This is a genomic window from Nocardia sp. NPDC056100 (assembly GCF_042266325.1).
Taxonomy (GTDB): domain Bacteria; phylum Actinomycetota; class Actinomycetes; order Mycobacteriales; family Mycobacteriaceae; genus Nocardia.
This window is the reverse complement of record NZ_JBHJVY010000001.1, coordinates 1,376,655-1,396,873: the sequence shown is the minus strand read 5'-3', so window position 1 is coordinate 1,396,873 and position 20,219 is coordinate 1,376,655. Positions and strand designations below refer to the sequence as shown.

Sequence of the window (20,219 nt, the reverse complement as noted above, 5' to 3'; positions counted from 1 at the left end):
TTGTTGCCCACAACATATCGGTGTGCGGCCACAATCCGGTGGCCGCCGCTCGAAAGGGTCACCCTGATGAGGACGAAGAACTCGCCGAAGCGCCGCCTGCGGTCCGCGACCGTTGCCATGGCCGTGGCGCTAACGGGTCTGCTCACGCTCACCGCGTGCGGATCCAACTCCACCAGCAGCACCGAATCCTCCTCCGCCCCTTCGGGTGGCGGCGGCAATGGCACGGTCGGGGTCATCCTCCCCGAGACCGCGACCTCGGCGCGCTGGGAATCATTCGACAAGCCGATGCTCCAGCAGGCCCTGCGCGCACAGGGATTCGACGCCGACGTGCAGAACGCCCAGGGTGATGTGCAGAAGTTCACCACCCTCGCCGACGGCATGATCGCCAAGGGCGTCAAGGTGCTCATCGTCGCCTCGATCAACAGCGAGGTCGGCAGCGCGGTCGCCGCCAAGGCCAAGAAGGCCGGAATCCCGACCATCGATTACGACCGCCTCAATCTGGGCGGATCCTCGGACTACTACGTCTCCTTCGACAATGTGCGCGTCGGCGAACTCCAGGGCCAGGCCCTGATCACCGCGCTCAAGGACAAGCCGGGCGCACAGGTCGTCGAGATCGAGGGCGCGCCCACCGATAACAACGCCACCCTGTTCCATCAGGGTCAGCTCAAAGCCCTTCAGCCGCTTTATGATTCGGGCGTATTGAAGCTGGTGCGCAGCCAGGCCATCGACGGCTGGGATAACCAGAAGGGCGGCAGCACCTTCGAGCAGATCCTCACCGGCAACGGCGGCAAGGTCGACGGCGTCGTGGCCGCCAATGACGGCCTCGCGGGCGCGGTCATCACCGTGCTGAAGAAGAACGGTCTCAATGGCAAGGTCCCGGTGACCGGCCAGGACGCCACCGCCGACGGCCTCAAGGCCGTGCTGCGCGGCGATCAGTACATGACGGTCTTCAAGCCCATCAAGGATGAGGCCGAATCCGCCGCCAAACTCGCAGTGGCACTGGCCAAGGGTGATAAAGCCGCAGCGGATGCGCTGGCGACGGCCGTGAGCCAGGATCCCAAGGGCAAGCGGGATGTGAAATCGGTACTGCTGACCCCGCAGACGATCACCCGCGCGGACGTCAAAGTGGTGACCGACGCCGGATTCGTCAAGGCGAGCGATATCTGCGGTGGCGATCTCAAGGCCGCCTGCACCGAACTCGGCATTTCCTGACGCCGTCGTAACTAGCCGGAGAACTATGTGATGAGCGAGCCGCTGCTCCAGATCACCGGACTGAACAAGAGTTTCGGCCCGGTGCACGTACTGCACGATGTGGATCTGACCGTACCTGCCGGCGAGGTCACCGCCCTGGTCGGCGATAACGGCGCGGGCAAGACCACATTGGTGAAATGCGTTGCCGGAATACACCCTTCGGACTCCGGCGAGGTGCGATTCCGGGGTGAGCCCGCACACCTGCGCGGGCCCAAGGACGCGGCGGCGCTCGGTATCGAGGTGGTCTACCAGGACCTGGCCCTGGCCGACAATCTCGACATCGTGGCCAATATGTTCCTCGGCCGCGAACGCGGGAAACCGTGGCTGCTGGACGAGGCGAGCATGGAGGAGGCGGCGCGCACCACGCTGGCCTCCCTCGGGGTGCGGACGGTGAAATCCGTTCGCACACCGGTGGCTTCGCTCTCGGGCGGGCAACGGCAGACCGTGGCCATCGCCAAAGCGGTGCTCTGGAACAGCAATCTGGTGCTGCTGGACGAACCCACCGCGGCGCTCGGCGTCGCGCAGACCCGGCAGGTGCTGGATCTGGTGCGGCGCTTGGCCGAACAGGGTCTGGGCGTCGTGCTGATCAGCCACAACCTGGCCGATGTCTTCGAGGTCGCGGACCGCATCGCGGTGCTGTACCTGGGCCGGATGGCGGCCCAGGTGCGCACCGCCGATGTCACGCACAGTCAGGTGGTGGAGTTGATCACCGCCGGTCGCTCGGGTGACCTCGGGCTGGCTCGTCCGGAAGCGGTGGCGTTGTGAGCGAGAAAGCCGTTGACATGAACAAGGTTTCGGAGAAATCCGATACCGCCGCGATCACCGATTTCGGTATCGACACCACCACCAGATCCACCCGAGAGGCGCTGGGAGAGTATCTCGCCCGTTTGAGGGGAGGCGAGATCGGTTCGCTCCCGGCCCTTTTGGGTCTGCTCGCACTGGTGGTGCTGTTCTCGGTGCAGTCCGATGTGTTCTTCTCGCTCAACAACATCGCCAATCTGCTCGCGCAGGGCGCGGGGCAGACGATCATCGCGATCGGCATCGTCTATGTATTGCTGATCGGGGAGATCGACCTGTCGGCGGGTACCGCGTCCGGGGTGGCGGGCGCGGTGCTGGCCATGCATTACGTGCACGACGGGAACCTGCTCACCGGCATGGGTTCCACCGTGTTCTTCCTCTTCAACGGCCTGCTGGTGCTGGCGGCGATTCTGGCCGGGCTGCTGCGCATTTGGCCGGGCGTGGCCATGTCGCTGCTCGGTGTGCTGATCACCGTCATCGGCTTCAAGGCCAATCCGTGGATCGAGATGCTGCTCGCGGTGTGCGTGGGCGCGGCCATCGGCTGCATCACCGGATTCCTGATCGCCAAGATCGGCATGCCATCGTTCGTGGTGACCCTGGCGCTGTTCCTGACCTGGCAGGGCGTGATCCTGCAACTCATCGGTGAGGGCGGTGTCCTGGGCATCAGCTCCTCGCATGTGCTCGATCAGGTGGCGAACGGGAATCTGTCCACCGCCGGCAGTTGGGCGCTGTTCGTGGTGGGCGCGGGCGGATACGCGGTGGTCACCCTCGGCGGTCATCTGCGGCGGCGGCAACGCGGGCTGGTGACCCAGCCGACGCCGCTGGTCGCCGCGAAAGTGCTGGCGCTCACCGTATTGGCGGCCGTGGCGACCGCGCTGCTGACCGTGAATCGTTCGCCGAGCAATTTGATCGTCATCTCCGGTGTGCCGTATGTGGTTCCGATCGTGCTGGCGCTGTTGGTCGCGGGCACCTTCGTGCTCAACCGGACTCGATACGGTCGCCACATCTATGCCGTCGGCGGTAACGCCGAAGCCGCGCGCCGCGCGGGCATCAACGTAACCCAGTTGCGCGCAAGTGTTTTCGTCATCTCCTCGTCCTGTGCGGCGGTGGGCGCGATCGTCTACTCGTCCAAGGTCGGTTCGGTCGATCCGCAGGCGGGCGGGCTCAACACCCTGCTGTTCGCCGTCGGCGCGGCCGTGATCGGCGGCACCTCGCTGTTCGGCGGCCGCGGCCGGGTGGCCGATGCCGTGATCGGCGGTGCGGTGCTGGCGGTCGTATCCAACGGTCTGGGTCTGCTGCAGCAACCGGCGGCGGTGGTCTCCATCGTCACCGGTCTGGTGCTGCTGCTCGCCGCGACCGTCGACGCGCTGTCCCGGCGGCGCTCGGCGACGGCGCAGCGATGAGGCCGCGCAATTCGCTCGCAGCCACGCTCAACGTGGCTGCGGGTGGCGCGAATTCGCGCGGCGTTGCGCGGAACACGCAAGGCGCGAGAAGGGCGCTCGGGGCGGCAATGGTATTGCTAAGTCCATGACCGTCGCCCGCCCGGACGAGGTGCGCCGCTATAACCGGTCCAGCCTCTTGAGGCTGCTGCATACCGGAGGACCCACCACCCGGGCAGCGCTCGCCACCGCGTTGGGGCTCAATCGATCCACCATCAAAATGCTGGTCGACGGACTCGCCGAAGCCGGATTGGTGGAGGAGCGGGTGCCGCGCCTGGCCAGCGGCGCGGGCCGCCCATCGCTGCTGGTGCTGCCGCAACCGCAGTCCGCGGCGGTGCTGGCGGTGGATGTGCGCGCCGAGCACGCCGGGATCGCGCTGGTGGGCTTCGGCGGGCAGGTGCTGGGGCGCAACAGCTGGAATCTGCATGGGCGGCAACGGGAACCGGATGAGGTGATCACCCACGTCGCCGAATCCGCCGCGCTGCTGGCCGATGATCTCGGCGTGCGGCCGCTCTCGGCGGGTGTGTCGGTGCCGGGGGTGGTGCGCCGCTCCGACGGCCTGGTGCGCAGTTCGGAGAATCTGCGCTGGGCCGAGGTGGCGCTGGGGCAGCGGCTGGGCGCGGTACTGGAACTGCCCGTCGTGGTCGGCAACGATGCCGAATTCGGTGCGCTCGCAGAGCATGTGCGCGGTGCGGGCAAGGGTGCGAGCGATGCCGTGTTCGTCTCCGCCGATGTCGGGGTCGGCGGCGGATTGATCGCGCAGGGTGCGCTATTGCGCGGCTCGGCGGGCTATCTCGGCGAAATCGGCCATATGATGGTGCGCCCCGGCGGCCTGCCCTGCCACTGCGGCAATGAGGGCTGCTGGGAAACCGAGGTCGGCGAAGCGGCGCTGTGCCGTGCGCTCGGGCTGCCCGAGCACGGGCCGCGCGGGGCGATCGTCGCCGAACTCCGTGAGCTGCACGAGGATTGCGATGCCCGCCTCGCCGACTATCTGAACTGGCTGGTGCTCGGGCTGGTCAATGTCGTGAATATCCTCGGCCCGGAACTGGTGGTGCTCGGGGATCTCTTCACCGCGCTGCCCGATGCGACGGTCGCCAAGGTCGCCGATGAGGTGCGCCGTCGCAGCATGGTCAGTCGCGCGCTCGGCGGGGTGCGCATCGAAAAGTCCCGGCTGGGAGCCGATCTGAAATTGCTGGGTGCGGCCGAAGCCGCCTTCGACGGCGTTCTCGCCGCGCTGTAGCAGTGCGTGCGCGGATAACGCGCGGCATCGAATCGTACGAGTCGGCGTCCGTTGGCCCGGGTCTGGTATTGAATTCACCCATGGAGCAGCTTCCCGAGGACTGGCAGCGCGGACTGGTGATCGTCGCGCACCCCGATGACATCGAATACGGTGCGGCCGCGGCCGTCGCGCGATGGACCCGGCAGGGCAAGGACATTCGGTACGTCCTGGTCACCAGCGGCGAAGCGGGCATCGCGGGGCTGACACCCGCCGAGGCCGGTCCGCTGCGCGAGGACGAGGAGCGCGCCAGCGCGAAGATCGTCGGCGTCAGCCAGGTCGAATTCCTCGGCTATCCGGACGGCCGCATCGAGGAGGGTCTCGCACTGCGCCGCGATCTGGCGGCCGCCATTCGACGGCATCAGCCGGATATGGTGGTGCTCTTCAACTTCGGCGATGTCTGGGCGCGCGGCTACGCCAATAGCGCAGACCACCGCGCCGTCGGCCGCTCCGGCCTGGACGCGGTATCCGATGCGGGCAACGAATGGATTCACACGGACCTGGACCTGCCCCCGCACTCCCCGCGCTGGGCCGCGGTCTGCGGTGTCGCCGACGGCAGCCACGGCGTTGACGTCACCGACACCATCGAAACGGCCGTGGAATCCCTCGCCGCGCACCACCGCTACCTCGCCGCGCTGAGCTCCGACCCCGTGCTCGATCAGGCGCGCGCGGTCATCGATATGACCGCCGGTCCCAAAGAGGGCTTCCCAGCCGCCCGAGCCGTCTCTTTCGAGCTCTACTACTTCGCCGGGTAACCCCGTCAATTCGCCCGTCGGGGGCAATACCGGCGGGTGTTGTTGGGCGAGGTGCGGGTGGGGGCGGGGCGGTGTGGGAGGCTACGCGTGTGCGAGTAGCGGTGGTGGCCGGGCCTGATCCGGGACATGCCTTTCCGGCGATCGCGTTATGCCTGCGAATGCTGGCGGCGGGCGATGATCCGGTGCTGTTCACCAGCCCGCGGTGGTTCGACGCGGCGCTGGCGGCCGGTATCGGGGTGCGGCGGTTGAAGGGGCTGGCCCCGCGCGCCGAGGATGACGATGCCGACGCGGGTGCCCGCATCCACCAACGGGCGGCGCATATTTCGACCGAGATCCTGCCGGATCTGAGCGCCATGCTCCCCGAACTGGTGGTGTCGGATGTGCTCACCGCCGGTGGCGGGATGGCGGCCGAGCGGTTGGGGCTGCCGTGGGTGGAGCTGTCACCGCATCCGCTGTACCTGCCGTCGAAGGGGTTGCCGCCCATCGGAAGTGGGCTCACACCGGGGGAGGGGATGCGCGGTCGCGCCCGGGATTCTGTGCTGCGCACGCTGACCGCCCGCGATATCCGCCGGGGCGAGGCACAGCGCGGACTGGCGCGGGTGAGTATCGGCCTGCCCGAACAGGATCCGGGACCGGCCGCGCGCTTGATCGCCACCCTGCCCGCGCTCGAGGTGCCGCGACCTGACTGGCCGGAGAACGCGCATCTGGTCGGGCCGCTGCTGTGGGAGCCGACCGATCACATTCTGGAACTGCCGCCCGGCGATGAACCGTTGATCATGGTCGCGCCCTCGACCGCGCACACGGGTGTCGCCGACATGGTCGACACCGTGCTCGAGGGTCTGCGCGGTGCGGGCGTGCGCGTCGCGGTCTCCACCCTGGATACCCCGCCTGCCGAGTTGCCCGCCTGGGCCACAGCGGGTTTGGGCCGCCAGGATGAACTGCTTCGCCATGCCTCGGTGGTCATCGGCGGCGGCGGGCACGGACTGCTCGCCAAATCGCTGCTGGCCGGTGTGCCCGTGGTCACCGTCCCCGGTGGCGGCGACCAATGGGAGCTGGCGAATCGTGTTGTCCGCCAGGGCAGTTCGATCCTCATTCGACCGCTCACGCCGGAATCGGTGCGCGATGCGGTGAAACAGATCCTCGACGATCCGGCCTACACCGCCGCCGCCCGATCGGCCGCGGCCGGAGCGGCGGTGGTCTCCGACCCCGTCCAGATCTGTCATGACGTCGCCAACGCCTGACGTCGCCGGATGGGTGCCGCACGTGGATTTCGCGGAAAGCGGAGCGGTGCGCGCGGGTCTTGGCCGTGGCGTAGGCTCGCGGCCGTGCGATTGACGGAATTCCAGGAGCTGTTGCATACCGAGTTCGGCACGGCGCGCGGGGACGCGCTGCTCACCGATCATGTGCTGCCGCGGATCGGGAAGACGGGTGCGCAGGCCATCGATTCGGGCATCGATCCGCGCGATGTGTGGCGCGCGCTCTGCGCGGAGTTCGATGTGCCCAAGACGCGCTGGTAAGTCCCTACTCGTCCGGATGTGTCTTCTTGGCGTAGTGCCGGGTGGCCTTGGCGCGATTGCCGCAGGTCGCCATGGAATGCCAGCGGCGAGCGCCGTTCTTCGAGGTGTCGTGGAACCAGAGCACACAGTTGGGGTGGGCGCACTGTTTGATGCGGTCGGGGGCCGCGGCCAATAGCTCCAATAGGTTTTCGGCGGCCAGCCAGGCCGGGAACCATTCGGCCTGCCGGACATCGGGTTCGGCGACCGGACCGTCCGGGGTGAGGACGCGGCGAATGCGACCGTGGTCCAGCACCCGATTGAGCTCATCGGCGGAGCCGCCGCGCACCGTGTGCAGGATCGCCTCGCGCGTGGCCACGACCGCGCGCAGCATGGCGGCGTCGACCGCGACCGAGAGGTCGTTATCCGCCAGCCACCGCCGCAATCCGGCGAGGTCGGTGAGCAGATCCTGCGGACCCTCCGCATCGATCCAGCGGGTGTTCAGCAGATCCAGCGCAAGCGGTTCGCCGAGGTGGGGGCGGGCATCGGGCACGCCTGAGACTAACTGTCGCGAGCTCGTCATCGGTGGAACACCTCCTCACTAACCGGTGTTGTCGACAATGAAGGTTGACACCACGGGTCCTCGACCCTAGGTTTCTAACCAGTCAAACGCCTCAGTAGGGTTAATTCTTCCGTGAAAGGACCGCACCATGCGACCCCCACTGCCGCCCTTCGACCTGGAATCGGCCAAGCTGAAGGTCCGTGCCGCCGAAAACGCCTGGAACACCCGCGATCCCGAGAAGGTCGCGCAGGCATACACCGAGGATTCGGTCTGGCGCAATCGCGATGAATTCCTGACCGGCCGCGCCGAGATCGTCGACTTCCTGAAGCGCAAATGGTCCGCCGAGAATGGCTATGCGCTGCGCAAACAGCTCTGGAGCTTCGATGGGAACCGCATCGCCGTGCGCTTCCAATACGAATGGCATGACGATTCCGGCCAATGGTGGCGCAGCTACGGCAATGAGCTCTGGGAATTCTCCCCCGAGGGCCTGATGTCCCGTCGCGAAGCCAGCATCAACGACACCCGCATCGATGAATCCGCCCGCCGCATCTTCGGGCCGCGCACCGAGGCGGACGACAACTGGGACCTGCCGCTCCAATAGTCCGGAGGCCGTCCGTGATTCGCCGCGGCGCGGGCCGCGTGCGGAGGTCCTCCCCGGCCGCTGTGCCCGGTGTGCCTCCGGGGCGGTGCGGACCCCTCCGCCGCGCCGCCCCGGAGTATCACCGGAAGTGGCCGGTGGGCGAGCTCGTGGCGGATTCGCACGCCAGCTGCGCTCGGGCCGAAAGTTGTGCTCCCGCTCGGCCATCGCGGCGGGCAGTGCCGCGATGGCCTTATGGGGCGGGTGGTTGCCGATGCGGGATTGCGTCGGCCTCTAAATAGTCGGCGATCGGGGTCCGGGGCGGCAGCCTGTACGCACCACTCGTGGACGGGGTGCTGGCACCACCGTGCGAGCGGTGCGCCCCGGGAATTGAGGTAGTGCGGTACGGGTGCGCGCCGGCGCGGGGTGGAGGATCCTCGCAGATGTGAACACCGGCCGGGTGAAGGTTGTCGTCGCCGAGGACTCGATACTGATTCGCGAGAGCGTATTGCGGGTGCTGGCAACGGATTCGGGGATCGAAGTGGTCGGGGCGGGCACCGATTTCGCCTCGACGCTCGAGGTGGTGCGTTCGGCGCGGCCGGATGTGCTCATCACCGATGTGCGGATGCCGCCCACCGGCACCGATGAGGGGGTGCGGCTGGCCAAATTACTGCGCGAGACGCATCCGGGCACGGGGGTGCTGGTGCTCTCGCACTATGCCGAACCCGGCTATGCCGCAGGGCTGCTCGACGGCGGCTCGGTGGGGCGCGGATACCTGCTCAAGGAACGCATCGCGCATTTCGATCAGCTGCTCAACGCGGTGCACGTGATCGCGGGCGGCGGTTCGATTCTCGATCCGATGATCATGGAAGCGCTACTGGCGCAACGTCCGCAGCGGGAGCTGGTCGACCGCCTCACCGCGCGCGAACATCAGGTGCTCGGGGAGATCGCGCTCGGCGGCAGCAATCGGGTCGTCGCCGAACGGCTGGCGCTCTCCCAGCGAGCCGTGGAGAAGCACATCAATTCGATCTTCGCCAAGCTCGGGCTGACCGCGGATCCGGCACTGGATCAGCGGGTGGCCGCGGTACTGGTATTCCTGTCCGCGAACGACCGTTAGGGGTGTGTGCACCCTTTCGATGCCCGGCCCCGCGCGGCACCATGACAGCATGAATGCCGAAGTGCCGGTGTGGATCGTCGATGATCGCGCGGCCTTCCGGCGTGCCCTGGCCGCCACGATCGCGGCCAGCGCGGGTTTCACCGTCGCGGGTGAGGCCGCCACCGGTGAGGCGGCCCTGGAACTGCTCACGCGTGCGGCGTCCGGGCTGGTACTGATGGATATCAATATGCCCGGTATCGGCGGTATCGAGGCGACCCGCCGGATCAGCGGCGCGCACCCCGGCGTGCGGGTGCTGCTGATGTCGACCTATGACACATCCGATCTCCCGGACGAGGTATCGCAGTGTGGCGCAGCGGGATACGTGCACAAGGAAAACCTGAGCCCGGAGCTGATCGCGACGGTCTGGACCCGACTGAACCGCTGGCGCACGACTGGGATGACACCGCCGCCGTGAGCCGGATTCGGCTGCGGCAGTTCCTGTTCGCCGCCTTCGGCACCATCGCGGTACTGCTCGGGCTGTGCCTGGTCGCGCAGCTGCTGCGGCCCTCGATCTGGAATATCGCGCTGGCCGCGGTGCTCGCGTTCAACGCCCTCATCGATATCGGGGTGTTGCGGCTGGTGGAGCGCGGTGCGCTGGCCTTCGCGGTCACCGTGATCTCGATCGAGCTGTGGGTGAGCGCCATGGTGGCGTCGTATCTGTCGCCGTTCACACTCCCGATTCACGTGGTCGCGGCGATCCTGCCCGCCATTTTCGTTGTCCCGTACGTGGATCGGCGACGACTGCCGGGCTTCTCGATCGTCACCATCGCCAGCATCGTGGTGTGCGGGGTGCTGGCCGCCCCGCTGCTGAGTTCGGTGCCGCGCTCACCCGGCATCTCCGCAGCCGCCATCGTCGGGCTTCCGGTGATGTCCACGCTGATCCTGCTGGTGGTGTGGCATACCGCGACCACATTGCAGGACATCGCGACCGCCGCCCGGCGCAGTGCGGACGCATTGGCCCTGTCCCAGCAGCTGCTGGCGCGGCGCGCCGAACAGCTCGCGGCCTCGCGCGCCCGGCTGGTCGCGGCCATCGATGCCGAGCGGCGCAGGCTCGAACGCGATCTGCACGACGGCGCGCAACAGGATCTGGTCGCGGTCGCCGTGACGGTGCAACTGGCCCGGCAGCTGGTGGGGTCGAACGATGACGAATGCGCCCGAATGCTCACCGAGGCAAGCGATCTGCTGCAAACCGCGATCGGGGAGATCCGCCGGCTCGCGCACGGCATCTATCCGACCCTGCTCGCCTCGGGCGGATTGCGGGCCGCGCTGGCGGGTGTCACGCACCGCTCCGCCGTGCCGGTGCTGCTGAATATCGCCGATCTGGGCAGATATCGCAGCGAGATCGAGACCGCACTCTACTTCTGCTGTCTCGAGGCGTTGCAGAACACCGCCAAACACGGCGGGAACGGTGTCACCGCCACCATTTCCGCGCATCAGGAGGACGGGACTCTGACGATCACCGTGTCGGACAACGGATGCGGATTCGAGCCATCGGAAAAGCCCGCGGGCGTGGGGCTCACGAATATGCAGGATCGCCTCGCGGTGATCGGTGGCGCGCTGATCGTGGCCTCGACGCCGGGACAGGGCACGCGGGTGACGGCAACCGTTCCCGCCCAACCGATTCCGGGACACCCCCGCATCGATGATGAAGAGGTGTCCCGGCTATCGCGTTAGGCACGCACCGATCGTTGTGGCCGCGCCGCCACTCGGCCGCTCGTCGTATCAGCCGACCGGCACGGCCACGGGATTTACCGGCGGCGACTGCACCTGTGCCCGGCGCAGCAGCGCGAACGCCACCGCACCGAATACCAGGCCGACCACGCCCGCCACGATGAAGGCCGCGTCCAGTCCGTCCACGAATTGCCCGGGCGGAGTCGGCTGCGTATCGCCCGCGCTGCCGCGGAATACGGTGCCCAGCACCGCGACTCCCAGGGCGAGCCCGAGCTGGCGGGCGGTGTTCACCGCACCCGCCGCGGTGCCGCTCTGTTGCGGCGGCACCGCCGCCATGCCGGTCGACACCAGTGCGGGCGCGTTGATACCCGCTCCCGCGCCGATCACCACCAGGCCGGGAATCAAAGCGGTCCAGGAGGATCCGCTGTCGACCAGGGTGAGCAACCCCGCCCCGATGCCGATCACGATCAGGCCCGCCCCGATCGTCCACTGCGCCGCGGCATCGTGCAGGAAGCGACCGGTCGCACCGGCCACCACGAAAGCCGTTACGGCCATGGGCAGCAATGCCAGACCGGTGCGCAGCGGGCTCATATGCAGCTGCTGCTGCAACCACAGCGAGATCAGCGGTGAGGCGGCGAAAGCAGCGAAGGTCTGCCCGGACGCACCGAGCAGGGTTCCGGCGAAGGTGCGGTTGCGCAGCAGTCGCAGCGGCAACATCGGTGCCGCACTGCGGGATTCGATGAACACGAACAGGGCCGCGGCGGCGATGCCGAACAGCAGCGCGGTCAGCGCTCCGCCGTCATCCCAGCCGTGCTCGCCACCGCGAATGATGCCGAAGGTGATCCCGGTCGCCGCCACCGTGAACGCCAGCATGCCCGGCAGATCCACCCGATGACCCGAATTGCGTTGCGAGGCGGGGAAAACGACGACCGAGAGCGCGACGGTGACCGCCGCGATCGGCAGGTTCACGAAGAAGATCCACCGCCACGACAGCAGATCGGTGAGCACACCGCCCAGCACCACGCCGAGCGCGGCCGCCGCACCGCTCACCGCACCCCAGGCGCCGAAGGCGATACCGCGATCGCGGCCGGTATAGGTGGCGTGCAGCAGTGACAGCGTGGTCGCGAACATGGCCGCGCCGCCGATGCCCTGGAACACCCGGGCGAGTACGAGAAGCGAAGTGTCCCCGGCCATTCCGCACACCAGTGACGAAACGGCGAAGAGGGTGAGTCCGGCCAGATAGACCGGTTTCGCGCCGATCCGGTCCGCGAGCGAGCCGAGTACCAGCAGCAGCGCGGCCAGGGCGAGCGCGTAGCCGTCCACGATCCACTGCAGGCCCGACAGTCCGGTGCCGAGGTCGGCGGCCATATCGGGAAGTGCGACATTCACGATGGTGACGTCGATGAGAAGCATGAGCGTGCCCAGGCACGCGGCGAAAAGGGGGAGCCATTTTCGCATGAGGGAGCCTCCACGGAAAGAATGAACGATTTGTGCGTTCAGCGTGGCTTGTGGCCCAGATTTCACACACCCACAGCGGCATATGCGTTAGATTCTTGCTATGATTGACGAATCCGTCCAGGAATCCGCCATCCTCGATGACCTCGATAAGCGAATCATCCACGGGCTGGTGGTGGACGCCCGCATCCCCTTCGCCAAACTCGCGGCGGTACTGGATGTTTCGGAGCAGACCGTGGCCCGGCGGTATCGATCGCTGTTGCAGCGCGGCATCATTCACGTCTCCGGGCAGGTCAATGTCGTACCCCTCGGTTACGCGCGCTGGATCCTGCGCATCCGCTCCACGCCGAGCGCGGCATTGCGGCTCGGCGAGGCGCTGGCGCGACTGCCCGAACTGAGCTGGGTCTCGCTGCTCTCCACCGGTTCGGAGATCATGTGCGTGAGCCGCGCGCGCACCGCGGAACGGCGAGATGCGCTGCTGCTGAAGATAATTCCGAATGCGCCACAGGTCACCGGATTGACCGCGTACGAGGTCATGCACGGCTTCGAACAGGATGAGGACTGGCCGCGCTTCAGCCGACTGTTCACCGCCGATCAACTGCGGATGCTGGGTCCCGGCAAACCGGTGCAGGACGCGGCGGTATTCGACGAACCGTTCGCGCTGACCCGCGAGGACGAGGCGATGCTGGCGATCCTGGCCCGTGACGGGCGCGCGCCCTACGCGCAACTCGCGACCGCCACCGGCTGGAGCGCACCGCGCGTCGCACGGCGCATGAGTGAACTCGTCGAATCCGGTGTGCTGTATTTCGATCTGGATTTCGCGCTGGAACGCATGGGTTATGCGGTGCGCGCGGCGATCTGGATGCGGGTGCGGCCCGCCGATCTCGCCGCGGTCGGGTCGGCGCTGGCCACCTATGCCGAGGTCACCTACGTCGGGGCGACCACCGGGCCGACCACGCTGACCGCGGCGCTGGTCTGCCGCGATATCGCGCATCTGTACCGGTTCGTCACCGAGCGGCTGGGCGCACTCGACGGGATCGTGGATGTGGAGGTGACACCGTCGCTGCGGACGTTCAAGCAGGCGCAGGCGCTGATGGACACCGACCGAATCTCGCTGATCCGCTGATTCGGGCACCGGAAAATATCCGTCCCGCGTGTCGGCGGGTGTGGTGTTTGCCTCGAACAGGTGTTCGTTTAAGCTCGTCGTCGGAACTTGTCGGTGCCGCCCTCTAACGTGAGCGCCAACCACAGCACGTAAAGACAACCCGCCGAAAAGGGGAACCAGACGATGGCACCACAGGCTTTTGACCGCGATAAGGCGCTGGAGCTGGCGCTTGCCCAGATCGAGAAGGGCTTCGGCAAGGGCGCGGTCATGCGCCTCGGCGAAGAGGTGCGCCAGCCCATTTCGGTGATTCCGACGGGTTCCATCGCGCTGGACGTCGCGCTCGGCATCGGCGGTCTGCCGCGTGGTCGCGTCGTCGAGATCTACGGTCCGGAATCCTCCGGTAAGACCACCGTCGCCCTGCACGCGGTCGCCAACGCGCAGGCCCTGGGCGGCGTCGCCGCGTTCATCGACGCGGAGCACGCGCTCGATCCCGATTACGCCCGCAAGCTCGGCGTCGACACCGACGCACTGCTGGTCTCGCAGCCCGACACCGGTGAGCAGGCCCTGGAAATCGCCGACATGCTGGTGCGTTCCGGCGCCATCGACATCATCGTCATCGACTCCGTCGCCGCCCTGGTGCCGCGCGCGGAAATCGAAGGCGAAATGGGTGACAGCCACGTCGGTCTGCAGGCCCGCCTGATGAGCCAGGCGCTGCGCAAGATGACCGGCGCCCTGAACAATTCGGGCACCACCGCCATCTTCATCAACCAGCTGCGCGAGAAGATCGGCGTCATGTTCGGCTCGCCCGAGACCACCACCGGTGGTAAGGCGCTCAAGTTCTACGCCTCGGTGCGCCTGGATGTGCGTCGTATCGAAACCCTCAAGGACGGTTCCGACGCGGTCGGTAACCGCACCCGCGTCAAGGTCGTCAAGAACAAGGTCTCGCCGCCGTTCAAGCAGGCCGAGTTCGACATCCTCTACGGCGTCGGCATCTCCAAGGAAGGCTCGATCATCGATATGGGTGTCGAGCACGGCTTCATCCGCAAGTCCGGCTCCTGGTACACCTACGAGGGTGACCAGCTCGGCCAGGGCAAGGAGAACGCCCGTAAGTTCCTGCTGGAGAACACCGATGTCCGCGACGAAATCGAGAAGAAGATCAAGGAGAAGCTCGGCATCGGCGCGGACGTCACCGCCGAAGAGGCTCCCGCCGACTTCTAACCTCCCATGACAGACCGGTCCACCCCCGAGCCCCGGCCCACCCGGCCGGGGCCCGAGGACTCCCGCCTCGACGCCGTAGAACGCCTCCGCCGCCAACTCGACGCCCTCGAGTCCCGCAGCGCCAAGCGCGCGGCGCGAGCGGGCGGCTCCGGTGGTTCCGGTTCGGGAGGTGCCAGGACTCGAAACGGCTCCGGCACAGGCGGATCCTCCGGCCGTGGCGCATGGGATGCCCCCAGCAAATGGGATGACAGCGGCGCCTCCGCCGCCCCCTCCCGCTGGGAAGAATCCGCCTCGAGTGACCCGTGGTCCGGTGCCGCAGACACGTCACAACTCTGGTCCGAATCCGATTCCGGCACCGGCGGCTGGACCCAATCCTCCACCCGCCGCACCACTTCCACCCGCGCCCGCCGCGACGACACGGAACCCTCAGGCGACGAGCCGAACAGCCGCCGCCCCCGGCGCGACAACGCCGACCCTGACTCCGCCGATGGCGAGTCGAACGGCCGCCGTGCCCGTTCGCGCGATGCCGACTCCGCTGATGGCGAGTTGGATGGCCGCCGTGCTCGTTCGCGTGGTGCCGACTTTGCAGATGGCGAGTCGAATGGTCGCCGTGCCCGTTCGCGCGATGCCGACTTTGCCGATGGTGAGTCGGATGGTCGGCGTTCGCGTTATGCCGACTCCGCCGACGGCGAATCCAACGATCGGCGTCGCAGACGCCGGGGTGACGGGGAATCTGTTGGGGGCGAGTCGGATTCGAGGCGGTCCGGGACAGACTCAGCCTCGGATGGGGGATCCGGCCGGGGGCGGCGTTCGCAGCGGGCGCGTCGTCCGGGGCAGCCGGTGGAGCCGCTGCCCGATGGTGGTAAACCGGCGCAGGCCAAGGAGATCTGCCTGCGGTTGCTCACCGATCGTGCGCGCAGCCGGTTCGAATTGGCGGATAAGCTTGCCGCCCGCGGCTTCTCGACCGCGGTGTCCGATCAGGTACTGGATCGCCTCACCGAAGTCGGCCTCATCGATGACGCGGCCTTCGCCCAGCAGTGGGTCTACTCGCGCCACACCTACTCCGGCAAGGGCAAGAAGGCGCTCGCGGAGGAACTCCGCCGCAAGGGCATAGCACCGGAAGTCGCCGACGAAGCACTGTCCACCATCACCTCCGATGATGAACTCTCCCGCGCCGCCGACCTGGTCCGCCGCAAACTCCGCACCTTCCCGGAGGGCATAGAGCGCCAGAAGGCGATCACCCGCCTGGTCGGCATGCTCGCCCGCCGCGGCTACGACCCCGGCACCGCCTTCGCGGTAGTAGCCCCCGAAGTAGCGGCCGCCGGTCTCACCGACACCCGCAAACCCCCACCCCAGTCATCCCGCCGCACCCCGCCCGATCAGTCGGACGCCGGTTCGCACGAATCGAACAGCGGTCTCACCCGCTCCCGAGCCGGAAGCGCCGCGACCTCCGAGGCGGATTCGGAACCCGCTCGGAATGAATCGACCTCACTCCGCACATCGAAGGCACCCAAGTCGGCCAAACCCGCGCCCGCCACCAATCGCCCGATGTACAAATTCGGCAAAGCCATCGTCACCGACGATCCCGCGGATTCCGAATCGCCCGAACAAGACTCCGACCCCGCCGCCGACCTGGTCCGCCGCAAACTCCGCACCTTCCCCCCGAACCTGGACCGCCAGAAGGCAATAACCCGCCTCGTAGGCATGCTCGCCCGCCGCGGCTACAACCAATCCACCGCCTACACCATCGTCAAAGCCGAACTAGCCGCCGCCGACCTCGACCGCCCCTGACGCCACGGCCCCGGGCCTCCAGAACGAACTACCGTGCGACCGTTCGCGCTCCAGCGAGGTTCGGCGGATAGCCGGGATTCTTCGAATGGTCACCTGCGCCCGCGCACCCAACTTTGCCCCACCGGTTGGCAGCCACAATCCCGAGCCTGGCAAGTACGCCTGAGACTAGGCAGCCACCTGATCTCGCGGCTGCCCAATTGTGTTGAGCCACAGGCAAAATATTGGGATGAGCTCCGTCATGCAGCAGTTGTTGCCCTTGGTTGGCGTGGTGCTGGGGGTCGGGACAACTTTTGCCGCTACCTCCATGAACGAGCGGGCCAAGTGGCGTAGAAGTCATGGCACTCGGTGGGACGACAAGAGGCTGGCGGCCTACAGCGAGTATGCGAATTCGTTGAAGCAGTATGTCCAGGTGTCCTATCGGTTGGCCGCTGCGCGGGGATACCCGGCGGTCGCGTTGCCAATTGATATCGATGCGGGTTTGCAGGCGCTGGCCGAGGCCGAGGCTGACAAGACGATCAAATGGGAGACGGTATTGCTGCTGGGCTCGCCGGAAGCAGTTGCGGCCGCGCGCAGTTGGAATCGGGCGGCGTGGGAGCTCGGCTGGCCAGCGCGCGGGCATGCCATGGAACATGCGGAGTACCTGCGACTGTATTCGGAAATGGGCCGCAGGCGGAACGCCTTCTACGAATCTGCGCGGGCAGACTTAGGAGTGCTTACCGGTGCACTTCCGCCCGGCGATCAGCCGTGGATGCCGCCAGGAATCGAAACCCCTCCGTCAGCCTGAGTGGGATCGGCGCCCGGAAGGTGGCTGGTCAGTTGAGGACTCGGCCGTGTTGGCGGGGGCCGCGGCGGGGGCGGCGGGAGTCGGCTCGGGGGGTGGGGCGTGGGCTGGCGACGCGGGGGAGGGTTTTGGGGGTGGGGAGGGGTGTGGGTGGGTTCAGGCGTTTGCGGGCGTCTGAGAGGAGGAGGGCGCCCAGGGCGGCGGCGAGGGCGGTGCAGGCTGCGGCCAAGGGGGTGGCGAGGGCGAGCAGGAGCAGGCCGAGACGGAATTGTCTTCGGGCGCTGTCGGCTTCGCTCATTACAGCAGTATGCGAGGTGGGGACGGTTGTTGTCCGAGGCTCGGGCACATTGGCCTGAAGTCGGGATTCGGCCCGGCTCGGGGGACGGCCATTGCGGCAGTCCCCCGAGCCGGGGCGGTGATCAGGTGAGGCTCATGCCCGGTGCCGCGGTGCTGGTGTTGGCGGGCAGGGCTGTTCGGCTGCCGCGTTTGCGGGTGCGGAGCCAGCGTTCCAGGCGGGTGGCGATGACGCTGAGGGTGTAGTTGAGGGCGATCATGATCACCGCGATCACCAGGAGGGCGGGGATGGTGTTCTGTTCGGCCGCACCGAGTTGCTTACCGGCGCGGACGACCTCGACATAGGTGATCTGGTAGCCGAGGGCCGAATCCTTCAGCGCCACGACCATTTGCGAGACCAGGGCGGGCAGCATGGCGGTGATGGCCTGGGGAAGCAGGACCAGGCGCATGACCTGGTTCTTGCGCAGCCCGAGGGCCACCGCCGCTTCGGATTGCCCGCGCGGCAGCGAGCGAATGCCCGAGCGCACGATCTCCGCGATGACCGATCCGTTGTAGACGGTCAGCGCGGTCACCACGGCGGCGAGCGCCAGCTGATCCGACGGGAACACATTGTTCTGCGAGAACATCGCGAACAGGAAGATCATCAGGATCAGCACCGGGATCGCCCGGGCCACCTCCACGACCGTTCCGGCGATGATCCGCACACTGCGATGATCGGACAGCCGCAGGATGCCGAACACCATGCCGATCACCAGCGCGAACACGATCGACAGCCCGGCCGCCTCGATGGTTCCGCGCAGACCCGGCAGCAGATACGTGGACCAGATGTCCCCTTCCAGGAACGGCTTCCACTTGGCCGCCTCGAACTGGCCCTTGCTGTTGAACGCGTCGTAGACGAACCACAGCAGCACCGCCGCGATCACCACGACCACGACGCTGTAGATCCGGTAGCGCAGCCGCGCGCGGGGGCCCGGTGCGTCGTAGAGAACCGATGCCGAGCTCATCGCGCCACCTCATATCGTTTGGCCAGCCAGCCGAACAGCAGACCGGCCGGCAGGGTCAGCACCACGAAGCCGAGCGCGAAGATCGCGCCGATGGCCAGCGGGGCGGCCTCGTTCTCATTCATGGTGTCCATCAGCAGCGCGGCCTCGCCGACACCGATCACCGAGGCGACGGTGGAATTCTTGGTCAGCGCGATGAACACACTGCCGAGCGGGCCGATGATGGCGCGAAATGCCTGCGGCAGCACCACGAGTCGCAAATTCTGCAAAAATGTCAGGCCCAGTGAGCGGCCCGCCTCGGATTGCCCCAGCGGCACGGTATTGATGCCCGCCCGCAGCGATTCGCAGACGAAAGCCGCCGTGTACACGCCCAATCCGAGCACCGCGAAGCGGAAATTGTTCTCCGCCAGATCATTCGGTCCCGATGCGGCGAGTTTGACGCCGAGCGTGGAATACAACCCGATCGAGCAGAAGATGACGATCAGCGTAAGTGGCGTATTGCGAAAGACATTGACGTATGCCGTGCCGAGTAACCGCGCGATCGGCACCGGCGCCACTCGCATCCCGGCCACGATCGTGCCCAGAACCAGTGCCAGCACAGCCGAATACAGCGTCAGTTTGATGGTCACCCAGAACGCGTCCAGCAGCTGGGTGTGGTAGTCCGAGATCAAGTTGAACACGGCGCCCGAGCCCCTCCGTTCGAAATAGAAAGCGTGCCGGGCGGATCCACCGCCCGGCACGCCTGCTCAACTCAGTACCGGTCGACCTGCGGCGGCGCGGGAATCTCGAAACCCGTTCCGGCGAAGTTCTTCTCCAGTGCCGCCTTCCAGGCGCCGCTGGTGATCATGGCTTCGATGGCGTCATTGACCTTGCCGCGGAATTCGGCATCGCCCTTCTTGACGCCGATGCCGTACTTCTCGGTGGTGAACGGCGCGCCGACGACCTTCAGCGCACCCGGGGACTGCGCCGCGTAACCGCGCAGAATGATGTCATCGGTGGTGACCGCGTCGACCGAACCGGACTTGAGCGCCTCAACGCACAGCGAGTACGTGTCGTACTCCTGCAGCTGAACGTCCTTGGCGTACTTGTCCTTCACGTTCTGCGCCGGGGTTGAGCCCTTCACCGAGCACAGCTTCTTATTGCCGTTGAGCGAATCCGCACCGGTGATATCGGTATTGTCCGAACGCACCAGCAGCGACTGCCCGGTCAGGTAGTACGGCCCCGCGAAATCGACCTTCTCCTTGCGCTTATCGGTGATCGAGTAGGTCGCGGCGATGAAATCGACCTGACCGTTCTGGATCAGCGTTTCGCGCTGCGCCGACGGCGCTTCCTTGAAGGTGATGTTCTCCGGCTTCACACCGAGCTTATCGGCCACGAACTTGGCCACATCCACATCGAAACCGCTGAACGAGCCATCCTTGTTGTGCAGGCCCAGACCCGGCTGGTCGTACTTGATGCCCACGGTCAGCTTGCCGCTCGCCGCGTTCTGCTGGGCGGACTTATCGCTGCCGCCACCACAACCGGCGGCCACGACGGTTAGGGCCAGTGCCCCGACTGCGACCTTGAGTACCTGGTTGAACCTCATCGAGAGTCCTT

20 protein-coding genes and 1 pseudogene are annotated in these 20,219 nt (G+C 67.0%); 15 read left to right on the top strand and 6 right to left on the bottom strand.

What is annotated here, in order from left to right; all coding sequences use genetic code 11:
* Positions 1 to 66: 66 nt before the first annotated feature.
* The 7 genes from ACFC0O_RS06430 (at position 67) to ACFC0O_RS06400 (ending at position 7,036) form a co-directional block, all read left to right on the top strand.
* Positions 67 to 1,212 carry a sugar ABC transporter substrate-binding protein gene (locus ACFC0O_RS06430; protein ID WP_375954353.1) on the top strand — a complete coding sequence of 382 codons (1,146 nt, stop codon included), beginning with the start codon at positions 67 to 69 and terminating at the stop codon, positions 1,210 to 1,212.
* A gap of 30 nt (positions 1,213 to 1,242) precedes the next feature.
* On the top strand, positions 1,243 to 2,016 hold the full coding sequence (locus tag ACFC0O_RS06425) for an ATP-binding cassette domain-containing protein (RefSeq protein WP_364631186.1): 774 nt from the start codon (positions 1,243 to 1,245) through the stop codon (positions 2,014 to 2,016).
* Positions 2,013 to 3,452, top strand: coding sequence for a sugar ABC transporter permease (locus ACFC0O_RS06420; RefSeq protein ID WP_375954351.1), 1,440 nt, complete (start codon positions 2,013 to 2,015; stop codon positions 3,450 to 3,452). Before ACFC0O_RS06425 ends, ACFC0O_RS06420 begins: the two co-directional genes overlap by 4 nt.
* A 124-nt stretch (positions 3,453 to 3,576) precedes the next feature.
* The gene (locus ACFC0O_RS06415; protein ID WP_375954349.1) at positions 3,577 to 4,728 is read left to right on the top strand and encodes an ROK family protein; all 1,152 of its coding nucleotides are present in this window, start codon (positions 3,577 to 3,579) and stop codon (positions 4,726 to 4,728) included.
* An 80-nt stretch (positions 4,729 to 4,808) separates the two neighbouring features.
* The gene (locus tag ACFC0O_RS06410) at positions 4,809 to 5,519 is read left to right on the top strand and encodes a PIG-L deacetylase family protein (RefSeq protein ID WP_375954347.1); all 711 of its coding nucleotides are present in this window, start codon (positions 4,809 to 4,811) and stop codon (positions 5,517 to 5,519) included.
* Between the two features lie 89 nt (positions 5,520 to 5,608).
* Positions 5,609 to 6,760, top strand: coding sequence for a glycosyltransferase (locus ACFC0O_RS06405; RefSeq protein WP_375954345.1), 1,152 nt, complete (start codon positions 5,609 to 5,611; stop codon positions 6,758 to 6,760).
* 84 nt (positions 6,761 to 6,844) lie between these two features.
* Complete coding sequence (locus tag ACFC0O_RS06400) at positions 6,845 to 7,036, top strand: DUF3046 domain-containing protein (protein WP_364631202.1); 192 nt, start codon at positions 6,845 to 6,847, stop codon at positions 7,034 to 7,036.
* A 4-nt stretch (positions 7,037 to 7,040) separates the two neighbouring features.
* Here ACFC0O_RS06400 and ACFC0O_RS06395 read toward each other — a convergent pair whose 3' ends face one another.
* Positions 7,041 to 7,595 carry a CGNR zinc finger domain-containing protein gene (locus tag ACFC0O_RS06395; RefSeq protein ID WP_375954343.1) on the bottom strand — a complete coding sequence of 185 codons (555 nt, stop codon included), beginning with the start codon at positions 7,593 to 7,595 and terminating at the stop codon, positions 7,041 to 7,043.
* A 127-nt stretch (positions 7,596 to 7,722) separates the two neighbouring features.
* Here ACFC0O_RS06395 and ACFC0O_RS06390 point away from each other — a divergent pair, with 127 nt between their 5' ends.
* The 4 genes from ACFC0O_RS06390 to ACFC0O_RS06375 all read left to right on the top strand — a co-directional run bounded on the left by ACFC0O_RS06390 (position 7,723) and on the right by ACFC0O_RS06375 (position 10,981).
* Positions 7,723 to 8,175 carry a nuclear transport factor 2 family protein gene (locus tag ACFC0O_RS06390; RefSeq protein WP_364631205.1) on the top strand — a complete coding sequence of 151 codons (453 nt, stop codon included), beginning with the start codon at positions 7,723 to 7,725 and terminating at the stop codon, positions 8,173 to 8,175.
* 421 nt (positions 8,176 to 8,596) lie between these two features.
* The gene (locus ACFC0O_RS06385) at positions 8,597 to 9,268 is read left to right on the top strand and encodes a response regulator (protein ID WP_375954341.1); all 672 of its coding nucleotides are present in this window, start codon (positions 8,597 to 8,599) and stop codon (positions 9,266 to 9,268) included.
* Between the two features lie 49 nt (positions 9,269 to 9,317).
* Positions 9,318 to 9,722 carry a response regulator transcription factor gene (locus ACFC0O_RS06380; RefSeq protein ID WP_375954339.1) on the top strand — a complete coding sequence of 135 codons (405 nt, stop codon included), beginning with the start codon at positions 9,318 to 9,320 and terminating at the stop codon, positions 9,720 to 9,722.
* Positions 9,719 to 10,981 (top strand): sensor histidine kinase, encoded by a 1,263-nt coding sequence (locus tag ACFC0O_RS06375; protein ID WP_375954337.1) that lies wholly within the window; start codon positions 9,719 to 9,721, stop codon positions 10,979 to 10,981. The genes ACFC0O_RS06380 and ACFC0O_RS06375 overlap by 4 nt, the downstream gene beginning before the upstream one ends.
* 48 nt (positions 10,982 to 11,029) lie before the next feature.
* Here ACFC0O_RS06375 and ACFC0O_RS06370 read toward each other — a convergent pair whose 3' ends face one another.
* The gene (locus ACFC0O_RS06370) at positions 11,030 to 12,436 is read right to left on the bottom strand and encodes an MFS transporter (protein ID WP_375954335.1); all 1,407 of its coding nucleotides are present in this window, start codon (positions 12,434 to 12,436) and stop codon (positions 11,030 to 11,032) included.
* A gap of 100 nt (positions 12,437 to 12,536) precedes the next feature.
* Here ACFC0O_RS06370 and ACFC0O_RS06365 point away from each other — a divergent pair, with 100 nt between their 5' ends.
* The 4 genes and pseudogenes from ACFC0O_RS06365 to ACFC0O_RS06350 all read left to right on the top strand — a co-directional run bounded on the left by ACFC0O_RS06365 (position 12,537) and on the right by ACFC0O_RS06350 (position 17,331).
* On the top strand, positions 12,537 to 13,559 hold the full coding sequence (locus tag ACFC0O_RS06365; RefSeq protein WP_375954333.1) for an Lrp/AsnC family transcriptional regulator: 1,023 nt from the start codon (positions 12,537 to 12,539) through the stop codon (positions 13,557 to 13,559).
* A gap of 162 nt (positions 13,560 to 13,721) precedes the next feature.
* The gene (recA, locus tag ACFC0O_RS06360) at positions 13,722 to 14,756 is read left to right on the top strand and encodes a recombinase RecA (RefSeq protein ID WP_364631220.1); all 1,035 of its coding nucleotides are present in this window, start codon (positions 13,722 to 13,724) and stop codon (positions 14,754 to 14,756) included.
* Positions 14,757 to 15,563: 807 nt separating this feature from the next.
* Positions 15,564 to 16,082 (top strand): annotated as a pseudogene (gene recX / locus ACFC0O_RS06355) (recombination regulator RecX); the annotation flags it as partial.
* Positions 16,083 to 16,773: 691 nt separating this feature from the next.
* The gene (locus ACFC0O_RS06350; protein WP_375954330.1) at positions 16,774 to 17,331 is read left to right on the top strand and encodes a hypothetical protein; all 558 of its coding nucleotides are present in this window, start codon (positions 16,774 to 16,776) and stop codon (positions 17,329 to 17,331) included.
* Between the two features lie 28 nt (positions 17,332 to 17,359).
* Here the strand turns inward: ACFC0O_RS06350 and ACFC0O_RS06345 are convergent, their stop codons facing one another.
* From ACFC0O_RS06345 to ACFC0O_RS06330, 4 genes are all read right to left on the bottom strand, one after another.
* The gene (locus tag ACFC0O_RS06345; protein ID WP_375954328.1) at positions 17,360 to 17,626 is read right to left on the bottom strand and encodes a hypothetical protein; all 267 of its coding nucleotides are present in this window, start codon (positions 17,624 to 17,626) and stop codon (positions 17,360 to 17,362) included.
* 121 nt (positions 17,627 to 17,747) lie between these two features.
* Entirely contained in the window at positions 17,748 to 18,626 is an 879-nt protein-coding gene (locus tag ACFC0O_RS06340) for an amino acid ABC transporter permease (RefSeq protein ID WP_364631225.1), read from the bottom strand.
* A complete protein-coding gene (locus ACFC0O_RS06335) occupies positions 18,623 to 19,303 on the bottom strand; it encodes an amino acid ABC transporter permease (protein ID WP_364631228.1) in 681 nt (226 codons plus the stop codon). The genes ACFC0O_RS06340 and ACFC0O_RS06335 overlap by 4 nt, the downstream gene beginning before the upstream one ends.
* Before the next feature lie 71 nt (positions 19,304 to 19,374).
* A complete protein-coding gene (locus ACFC0O_RS06330; protein WP_364631231.1) occupies positions 19,375 to 20,208 on the bottom strand; it encodes a glutamate ABC transporter substrate-binding protein in 834 nt (277 codons plus the stop codon).
* Between the last annotated feature and the right edge of the window lie 11 nt (positions 20,209 to 20,219).

Bases quoted from the DNA above. Each gene is read 5' to 3' on its own strand.
- ACFC0O_RS06430 (WP_375954353.1), top strand. From the start codon at position 67: ATGAGGACGAAGAACTCGCCGAAGCGCCGCCTGCGGTCCGCGACCGTT.
- ACFC0O_RS06425 (WP_364631186.1), top strand. From the start codon at position 1,243: ATGAGCGAGCCGCTGCTCCAGATCACCGGACTGAACAAGAGTTTCGGC.
- ACFC0O_RS06415 (WP_375954349.1), top strand. From the start codon at position 3,577: ATGACCGTCGCCCGCCCGGACGAGGTGCGCCGCTATAACCGGTCCAGC.
- ACFC0O_RS06410 (WP_375954347.1), top strand. From the start codon at position 4,809: ATGGAGCAGCTTCCCGAGGACTGGCAGCGCGGACTGGTGATCGTCGCG.
- ACFC0O_RS06395 (WP_375954343.1), bottom strand. From the start codon at position 7,595: ATGACGAGCTCGCGACAGTTAGTCTCAGGCGTGCCCGATGCCCGCCCC.
- ACFC0O_RS06390 (WP_364631205.1), top strand. From the start codon at position 7,723: ATGCGACCCCCACTGCCGCCCTTCGACCTGGAATCGGCCAAGCTGAAG.
- ACFC0O_RS06380 (WP_375954339.1), top strand. From the start codon at position 9,318: ATGAATGCCGAAGTGCCGGTGTGGATCGTCGATGATCGCGCGGCCTTC.
- ACFC0O_RS06370 (WP_375954335.1), bottom strand. From the start codon at position 12,436: ATGCGAAAATGGCTCCCCCTTTTCGCCGCGTGCCTGGGCACGCTCATG.
- ACFC0O_RS06365 (WP_375954333.1), top strand. From the start codon at position 12,537: ATGATTGACGAATCCGTCCAGGAATCCGCCATCCTCGATGACCTCGAT.
- recA (WP_364631220.1), top strand. From the start codon at position 13,722: ATGGCACCACAGGCTTTTGACCGCGATAAGGCGCTGGAGCTGGCGCTT.
- ACFC0O_RS06350 (WP_375954330.1), top strand. From the start codon at position 16,774: ATGAGCTCCGTCATGCAGCAGTTGTTGCCCTTGGTTGGCGTGGTGCTG.
- ACFC0O_RS06345 (WP_375954328.1), bottom strand. From the start codon at position 17,626: ATGAGCGAAGCCGACAGCGCCCGAAGACAATTCCGTCTCGGCCTGCTC.
- ACFC0O_RS06340 (WP_364631225.1), bottom strand. From the start codon at position 18,626: ATGAGCTCGGCATCGGTTCTCTACGACGCACCGGGCCCCCGCGCGCGG.
- ACFC0O_RS06330 (WP_364631231.1), bottom strand. From the start codon at position 20,208: ATGAGGTTCAACCAGGTACTCAAGGTCGCAGTCGGGGCACTGGCCCTA.